Annotated in this window: 8 protein-coding genes; all 8 read left to right on the forward strand. The window is 62.9% G+C overall.

The genetic code is table 11. The features are described from left to right. Positions 1 to 3: 3 nt before the first annotated feature. Entirely contained in the window at positions 4 to 1386 is a 1383-nt protein-coding gene (locus HV773_RS34325; RefSeq protein WP_175198282.1) for a metallophosphoesterase family protein, read from the forward strand. Between the two features lie 229 nt (positions 1387 to 1615). Further along, positions 1616 to 2149, forward strand: a complete 534-nt coding sequence (locus HV773_RS34330; RefSeq protein ID WP_175198283.1) for a hypothetical protein — start codon at positions 1616 to 1618, stop codon at positions 2147 to 2149. Next, entirely contained in the window at positions 2137 to 4458 is a 2322-nt protein-coding gene (locus tag HV773_RS34335; protein ID WP_175198284.1) for an SMC family protein, read from the forward strand. Before HV773_RS34330 ends, HV773_RS34335 begins: the two co-directional genes overlap by 13 nt. A gap of 76 nt (positions 4459 to 4534) precedes the next feature. Further along, entirely contained in the window at positions 4535 to 4714 is a 180-nt protein-coding gene (locus HV773_RS34340) for a hypothetical protein (protein ID WP_246282604.1), read from the forward strand. A 64-nt stretch (positions 4715 to 4778) separates the two neighbouring features. After that, a complete protein-coding gene (locus HV773_RS34345; RefSeq protein WP_175198285.1) occupies positions 4779 to 4979 on the forward strand; it encodes a hypothetical protein in 201 nt (66 codons plus the stop codon). Positions 4980 to 5239: 260 nt separating this feature from the next. Continuing rightward, entirely contained in the window at positions 5240 to 5614 is a 375-nt protein-coding gene (locus tag HV773_RS34350) for a hypothetical protein (RefSeq protein ID WP_175198286.1), read from the forward strand. 10 nt (positions 5615 to 5624) lie between these two features. After that, positions 5625 to 5948 (forward strand): GntR family transcriptional regulator, encoded by a 324-nt coding sequence (locus HV773_RS34355; RefSeq protein ID WP_246282605.1) that lies wholly within the window; start codon positions 5625 to 5627, stop codon positions 5946 to 5948. A gap of 74 nt (positions 5949 to 6022) precedes the next feature. Then, positions 6023 to 6424, forward strand: a complete 402-nt coding sequence (locus HV773_RS34360) for a hypothetical protein (RefSeq protein WP_175198287.1) — start codon at positions 6023 to 6025, stop codon at positions 6422 to 6424. Positions 6425 to 6512 lie beyond the last annotated feature (88 nt).

Genomic DNA, 6512 nt, shown 5'->3' on the forward strand with positions numbered 1-6512 from the left:
GCCTTGAAGATCGCACATTTTTCTGACCTGCATTACTCGCCTGATCGTCTTGATGAAGCGGACCGATGCTTCGTTTTCGCTACGCACGACGCGATCATGCGCGGCGCCCGCATAGCTGTCGTCTCGGGTGACTCGACTGACCATCGCCTCGACGCACATTCCCCGGCACTCATCACTCTCGCGCGCCGGATTCACCGTCTCGCGGCTTCAATGCCTGTGATCATGTTGCAGGGCACCTTCTCGCACGAGCCGCCCGGCACGCTGGACATCTTCGCGCTCATGGGCTCGACCAACGGGGTGTTCATCGCAAATCGCATCCAGCAAGTTGCGTTCGCGAATGGTCGCTTCCTGGCATCTTCTGGGCCGGTGTTCAACGAACGCGAACTCGCGCAGGTACTGGCGGTGCAGCCCGAGGCCGTTTTCACCTGTCTGCCGACCGTCAACAAGGGGCAATTCGCAGCGAGTGTTGGCGCACTCGCCGCGGCGACGGATCTCGGCGACGTGCTCGCGACGTATCTGGTAGCGTCGGGGCAGGTGAACGCACGTCTGCGTGAGGCGGGCATCGCGACTGTGGGTATTTCGCACGGAACGGTGGTCGGCTGCGAAACGGAGCACGGTGTCACGATGGCGGGACTCGATCACGAGTTTTCGCTCTCGGCACTCTTCGATGCGCAGTGCTCAGCCTTCTTGTTGGGTCACATCCACAAGTACCAGTCGTGGGAACGCGGTGGGCATCTCATCGCCTATGCGGGCTCGATCGGCCGGTTTCACTTCGGTGAGCAGGGCGAGAAGGGTTACCTGCTATGGGAGGTGGATACCCATTCGGCCTCGGCCGAACTGGTACCCACGCCGGCGCGCCGTATGGTCTGCATCGACTTCGATGGTCCGCCCGACATGGAGCGTCTCGCGCAGTTTGCGAGCGATGCAGGTGACGCGTTTGTACGCGTACGCTGGCAGGTCGATGAGGAACATCGGCAGTCTGTCGATCGCGCCGCGATCGAGGCAATGTTCGCGAACGCGCAGGGCGTAAAGATCGAGCCGCGCATTCTCCCGGTCGTGCGCAGTCGCGCGCAGGGCATCAGCCTGGAGACGTCGGTCGATGCGAAGCTCAAGCGTTGGTGCGAAGTCGCGAACGTGGGCGCAGCACCTGCTCTTGAGCGATTGCAACTGCTCGAAACCGGGGATGCGAACGCGATCGCCGACGCAGTTCTGGCGCAGCTCGACCAGACGCCTGTGGCCACGCCGTTGGCTCTTGTCGTGAGGCCGCCTGCGGCTGCAGCCATCCCGTCGGACGATTCTCCTTCCGTTGTCCCGCCCGCGCAGCGCGTGAGCGGCGCATCGGGGGAAGCACTCGACTGGCTGGAAGGCGATCTCTTTGCGGCGTGAATAGCCGCCATCCAGTGAGCGGGGCCCGTACGGCCCGCTCGCTCGTGGACACAGCCGTGTCCCGCCAGTGCGCTCCGTTTCATGAATGAGCGCATTGGCGGAACAAGGTTCACCCGCGCCTCTGGCGCATCGCGATCGCAGCGAACGCTGCATCCATTGTCTTTTGACCCTGACGGGGAGCGATCTCCCGAAGGGGGCGCACTCCGTCCTTTACCTCTGGAGTGTCCCCATGTTTGGTCTTTATCCCGCCGGCCCCGACTGGGTCCAGCATTTCAATGCAACCTCGTCCGCTCGTGACGTCCAGCAGCTTCTCGTGAAGCACGCCGGATTCACCGCAGGGCTTTTCCATCAACCCTACGGTCCCGCGCGCGGCGCCGTGATTGCTGTACGCCACGGCTTCGTCGTGATGGTCCATGAAGACAACGCCTCCGAGGTTGAGCTCGTCGTGGCGCCAGACGTCGAGATGACGAATCTGCTCTGGTCGCATAGCAACGGCTATGCGAGCCAGTGGTCGCCCCGCGAACTGAAAGCGCTCACGGCGTGTGACAGCTGGGAACAACTGCTGAAGCTGGCAGGCACCCGGTTTCGCGCGGCCTGCACGGCGCTCGAACGTGCGATTGACGGCTCGATCGTGCCGGTGGCAACTGCGCCGGTGGATCCCGTTATTGCCGCGCCATTTCCCGACGATGACGATGTGCCCTGGTTGCCGTCCGACTACCTGCACGACGCACCGGTCGGGGAGGGGATACCATGCGACCGCTGATCGTCACCCTCGAAGGATTTATCGGCGTACGCGACGGGATGAAGCGCGAAAGCGTGACACTCGATCTGCAGACGTTGCCGATGGGCCTGATTGCGCTCAAAGGCGCAAACGGCGCAGGGAAATCCACTCTCATGGACAACCTGCATCCGTACCGCATCATGCCTTCGCACGCCGCGAAGCTCTCCGTCGATGCCTTCTCGTACTGGGACCACCTCTGTGGCGCCCAGGCGCAGAAGATCTTCGAATGGGAGCACGCCAACGTGCGCTACCGCTCGACCTTCGCGTTCCGCAAGCCAGGCAAGACGGGCAAGGCGGAGTACTTCCTCGCATGGCTCGACAGGGCGGGACTCTGGCAGCCGTTTGTGGCGCCCGATGGCACACGTTCGGATGGCAAGGCGGACACCTATGACCGCTGTGTCGAATCCGTGTGCGGCTCGCTCGAAACGTTTTTCACGAGCGTGTTTTCCGCGCAGAACCGACGGCCGCTCGCGTCCTACAACGCGGGCGAGATCAAGTCGCTGCTGGCCGAACTGCTGCACATCGACCACCTGCGCACGCTCTCGGCGAAGGCCGCGGACGTCGCGAAGCTCCTGGGTGGCAGGCTCGACGTCATCCAGCGTGAACTCTCGTCCCTGTCCCTGAAGCGCGAAACCCTCGCGCAGACGGAACGGGCGATCACGGTGGATGCGGAGTCGATCGCAACTGCACGGCGCGAGCGCGATGGCCTCCTGGCCACCGCACAGACGCTCGGGCAGCAGCGCGCGACGCTCGCGGCAAAGCAGGCCGAGTCGGCAACGGCAGAGGCACGCCTGCGGGAACTGGCAAAGCAGCGCGGTGAAACGCAAACGTCGCTTTCATCCATGCAGTCCGATGCGATGGAACTGACGAGGCGTCTCAACGACCGCCGCGCGGCGCTCGCGAAAGGCATCGCCGCACACGAGGCGACGCTCGGACAGCGCGCGTCGATCGAAGGCGCGCAGACGCAATGCGATCAGGCGCAACTGGAGATCGGACGGCAGGAGGCGCGCATTCAGGCGCTTCAGTCTGAGATCGCCGGCCTGGAGCCGAAGCAGACCGCGTTGACCGAAGCGAACGCAGCCCTTGGCGGGTTGCAGGCGCAAGGCTCAACGAAGGCTGCACTGCTCACCACGCTGCAGCAGCAGGCCGCTGTGGTCGATCAGGTTCCGTGTGCTGGCCATGCGATGCATGCGACCTGTCCGTTGCTCGCCCAGGCGCGTGAAGCGTCTGGCAAGTTCAGTGAACAGCGCATCGCCGTCGAATCGCTTCGCAGGAGCTATCGCGAGAAGAAGGCGCTTGCTGACGAACTCTCGCCCGTGGTTGCGCAGCTTGCACCCAGGCGTGAGGAGCTTCGGCTAGTCAACGCTGCACTCACTTCGGCCCGGCGCACTTTCGAGTCTGCCACCGCCCTGGCCGCCCGCAAGCCGCTTCTCGAAGCGGCCGCGAGTGGCCTCGCGCAGTCGACAACGGATCTTGCGGACGTCGATGCGCAACTGGTTCAGGTCGCTCAACGCCGGGAGGCGGAAACGACCCGTCTGCAGGCGACGCTGCGGGATATTGATGCGGAGACCTCAAAACTCGCTGCATCGGATGTCACGGGGGCGATCGGCGATCTCGACCGGCAACTGCTCGCGAACCGGGAGGCCAGCATGGCACTCGACGCGCGTATCGAAGCCCTCATCCGTCAGCACGCAACGCGCGAAACACAGCGCGACGCGATGAAGGCGGAACTGGACGGATACGGTGCGACGCAGGAGAGGGCGGAACGCTTGTCCGATGAAATCGCGAGCTGGAAGCTGCTTGCAAAGGGGCTCGGCAACGACGGCGTCGTGGCACTGACGATCGACGATGCTGGCCCGGCGCTCACACAAACGGTCAACGACCTGCTGCTTGCGTGCTATGGCCCGCGCTTTACCGTCGAGATCCGAACGCAGCGAGAGCTTGCGTCCGGTGACCTTCGTGAAGGTTTCGAGATCCTTGTCCATGACGCCGACAACGACAGCACCAAGGCAGTTTCGGTGATGTCGGGTGGGCAGAAGGTGTGGATCAACGAAAGCCTGACGCGTGGCATTGCACTGTATCTCGCACGCAATGCGGGTGAACCGTACCAGACGTTGTTCAGCGACGAATCGGATGGTCCGCTCGATCCGGTGCGCAAGGTGCAGTTCATGAGAATGAAGCGCGAGGTTCTCCGTCAGGGGGGCTATGAGCGCGAGTTCTTCATCTCGCAGACACCTGATCTTGTTCTCGAGGCCGACGGCGTCATCGACGTAGAAGCCCTGGCTGCATGACCTTTCTTTTTAACCCTTGTGGGGAGCGAATCCCCGCAAGGGACGCTCCCCGTTTCAACTTTGAGGAGCAACCCTGTTGAAGAAGCATCCTTCCGTCCAGCCCTGCATCACGTGCACCTCGCGCGCAGCATCGCCGCGCACGGGCCATGAACACGTCTACACGCTGAATGGCTCGCGTTTGCGCGACGTCGTGGTCGACGGACAGTGGCTCACGGTTTCCGTGTCCGATCCCGTACCGCAGCGCGCGGCCGCCTGACCGCGCTCGACCTCCTACGCCGCCCCTGACGGGGCGGCCAATTCATCTCTTCTGGAACATACCCATGTTGAACTTCTTCATGTTGCTCGTTGCAGCAGCTGGTACCTCAAGCCTCGGCGCGTGCACACACGCGCCGCTTCGCCAGCAGGCACAAGCACCGGTGATCGTCGTGCATTCGCCGAGGGGCGAGCAGGGCGATTTCCGCATCTGCGACGACGGGCGCGTGCTGGTCTATCCCGCGAGTCACCCGAAGTCCTGCACCTGAGACGTTTCGCGCTTCAAAGGCCCCTTTCCCGCGTGGGAATGGGGCCTTCCGCGTTTTCCAAAGGAGGACTTATGAACCGGCAGATTGTGATTGCCACCGTCGCGGCTTCGATAGTCGCCGGGGCTTGCCTGTGCGCGATGTCTGCGTATGCCGCTGCCCTGCCGCTTCAGGCCCGGATGGTACGAGCGGCCTGAGATCACCAATACCCCGCGGGGCGTCGATGCCCCGTGGGGACGCGCTCCGTCATCTGGAATTTAACCATGACCTATTCGTCCAACGACTTTTCCGAAGACATCGTCCGCTGTCTGGTCCACGCCGAAGTAGTAGAGGCCGATGCGGTATCGGGCGTAGGCATCGGCCAACAGGCCGATGCCGCAATCGCGGGAATCATCGCTGCCGGTTGTGCCACACGCGCGGCGCGTTTCATTGCGCTCGTTCTCGCGAGCGATGAATCGCGCGCGGCGCTCGACGCAACCGGTGAAGGCGCCTTCGCTGATGCACTGCGCCTGGCCGAAGCAATTGCCGCGCAGCGCACGCTCGAACTATCACCAGCGCGCGCACCCTTTGCCGTGTTCGTTGCTTCGTTGCCCTGTGGGAATGAGTGGGCAAAGCAGATCCGGCTGCGTTCGGTGTAGGATGCGCGCCATGATGCATCCGGCAACCGATTCACAACTACGTCCACTCCCATCCGTCGCAGCACGTGCAGCCCATCAGCAACGGTGGCGCCCGGACTTTGCGCGGATTCGCGGAAAGATCTACCTGGCGGTCGCGGACCAGATCGAACAGGCCATCCGTACCGGAATCTTCCAGCCGGGTGACGTGCTTCCGACGCAGCGCGACATCGCCGACGACCTGGGTTTTCATCTGAACACTATCAACGCGGCATTCCGGGAAGCGGCCCGCCGCGGTCTCATCGAGAGTCGGACGCGCCGCGGCTCGATCGTTTCGTTCATGTCACTCGCTGCCTGAAAGCAGCGCTTTTTCCCTCTCGGGGCAATGCCCCGCGTGGGCGCTGCCCTGTCCACTGTACAGGAGCAGTTTGAATGACCAATCTGAATAATGATGGGCGCCGGCCACGTATGCCGCGCTCCCAGACTAACGCGCATCTTGCAGACGGCTTGCTTGTTCGTGCTGGCATACCGCATCGGGGAGGCAAGCTCGCCTTTCATGCTTTTGATGAAGGCTACGCGGCGATGGTTTCTGCGAACGCCTTCTGGAATCCAGCGCGACAACAGTTTCACTTTCCCGAAGCGACGGACCTGACGGAACTCGACTTCGCGCTCGATAGTGCAGGCTTCACGGCCATGCAGTTGTGGAAGACGCGTGGGAAGCAGGCCGGTATTGCCGGGGTATATCCATGGAGCTACGAGCAGTACGTCGAGCTTGCTTCGCTGTGTGGCGCATCGTGGTTCGCACAACCAGATACTGACGTGTGCACCAAATAGTGCGTGGTGCGTTATATGGGCATGAAGACAAAACCTGATGCCCGAAAACTGGATGGAGCCACCCAAGCCCACCTGAGAAAGCTCGTGG

The organism is Paraburkholderia caffeinitolerans (assembly GCF_902859945.1).
GTDB lineage: Bacteria > Pseudomonadota > Gammaproteobacteria > Burkholderiales > Burkholderiaceae > Paraburkholderia > Paraburkholderia caffeinitolerans.

Bases quoted from the DNA above. Each gene is read 5' to 3' on its own strand.
- HV773_RS34330 (WP_175198283.1), top strand. From the start codon at position 1,616: ATGTTTGGTCTTTATCCCGCCGGCCCCGACTGGGTCCAGCATTTCAAT.
- HV773_RS34335 (WP_175198284.1), top strand. From the start codon at position 2,137: ATGCGACCGCTGATCGTCACCCTCGAAGGATTTATCGGCGTACGCGAC.
- HV773_RS34345 (WP_175198285.1), top strand. From the start codon at position 4,779: ATGTTGAACTTCTTCATGTTGCTCGTTGCAGCAGCTGGTACCTCAAGC.
- HV773_RS34350 (WP_175198286.1), top strand. From the start codon at position 5,240: ATGACCTATTCGTCCAACGACTTTTCCGAAGACATCGTCCGCTGTCTG.
- HV773_RS34355 (WP_246282605.1), top strand. From the start codon at position 5,625: ATGATGCATCCGGCAACCGATTCACAACTACGTCCACTCCCATCCGTC.
- HV773_RS34360 (WP_175198287.1), top strand. From the start codon at position 6,023: ATGACCAATCTGAATAATGATGGGCGCCGGCCACGTATGCCGCGCTCC.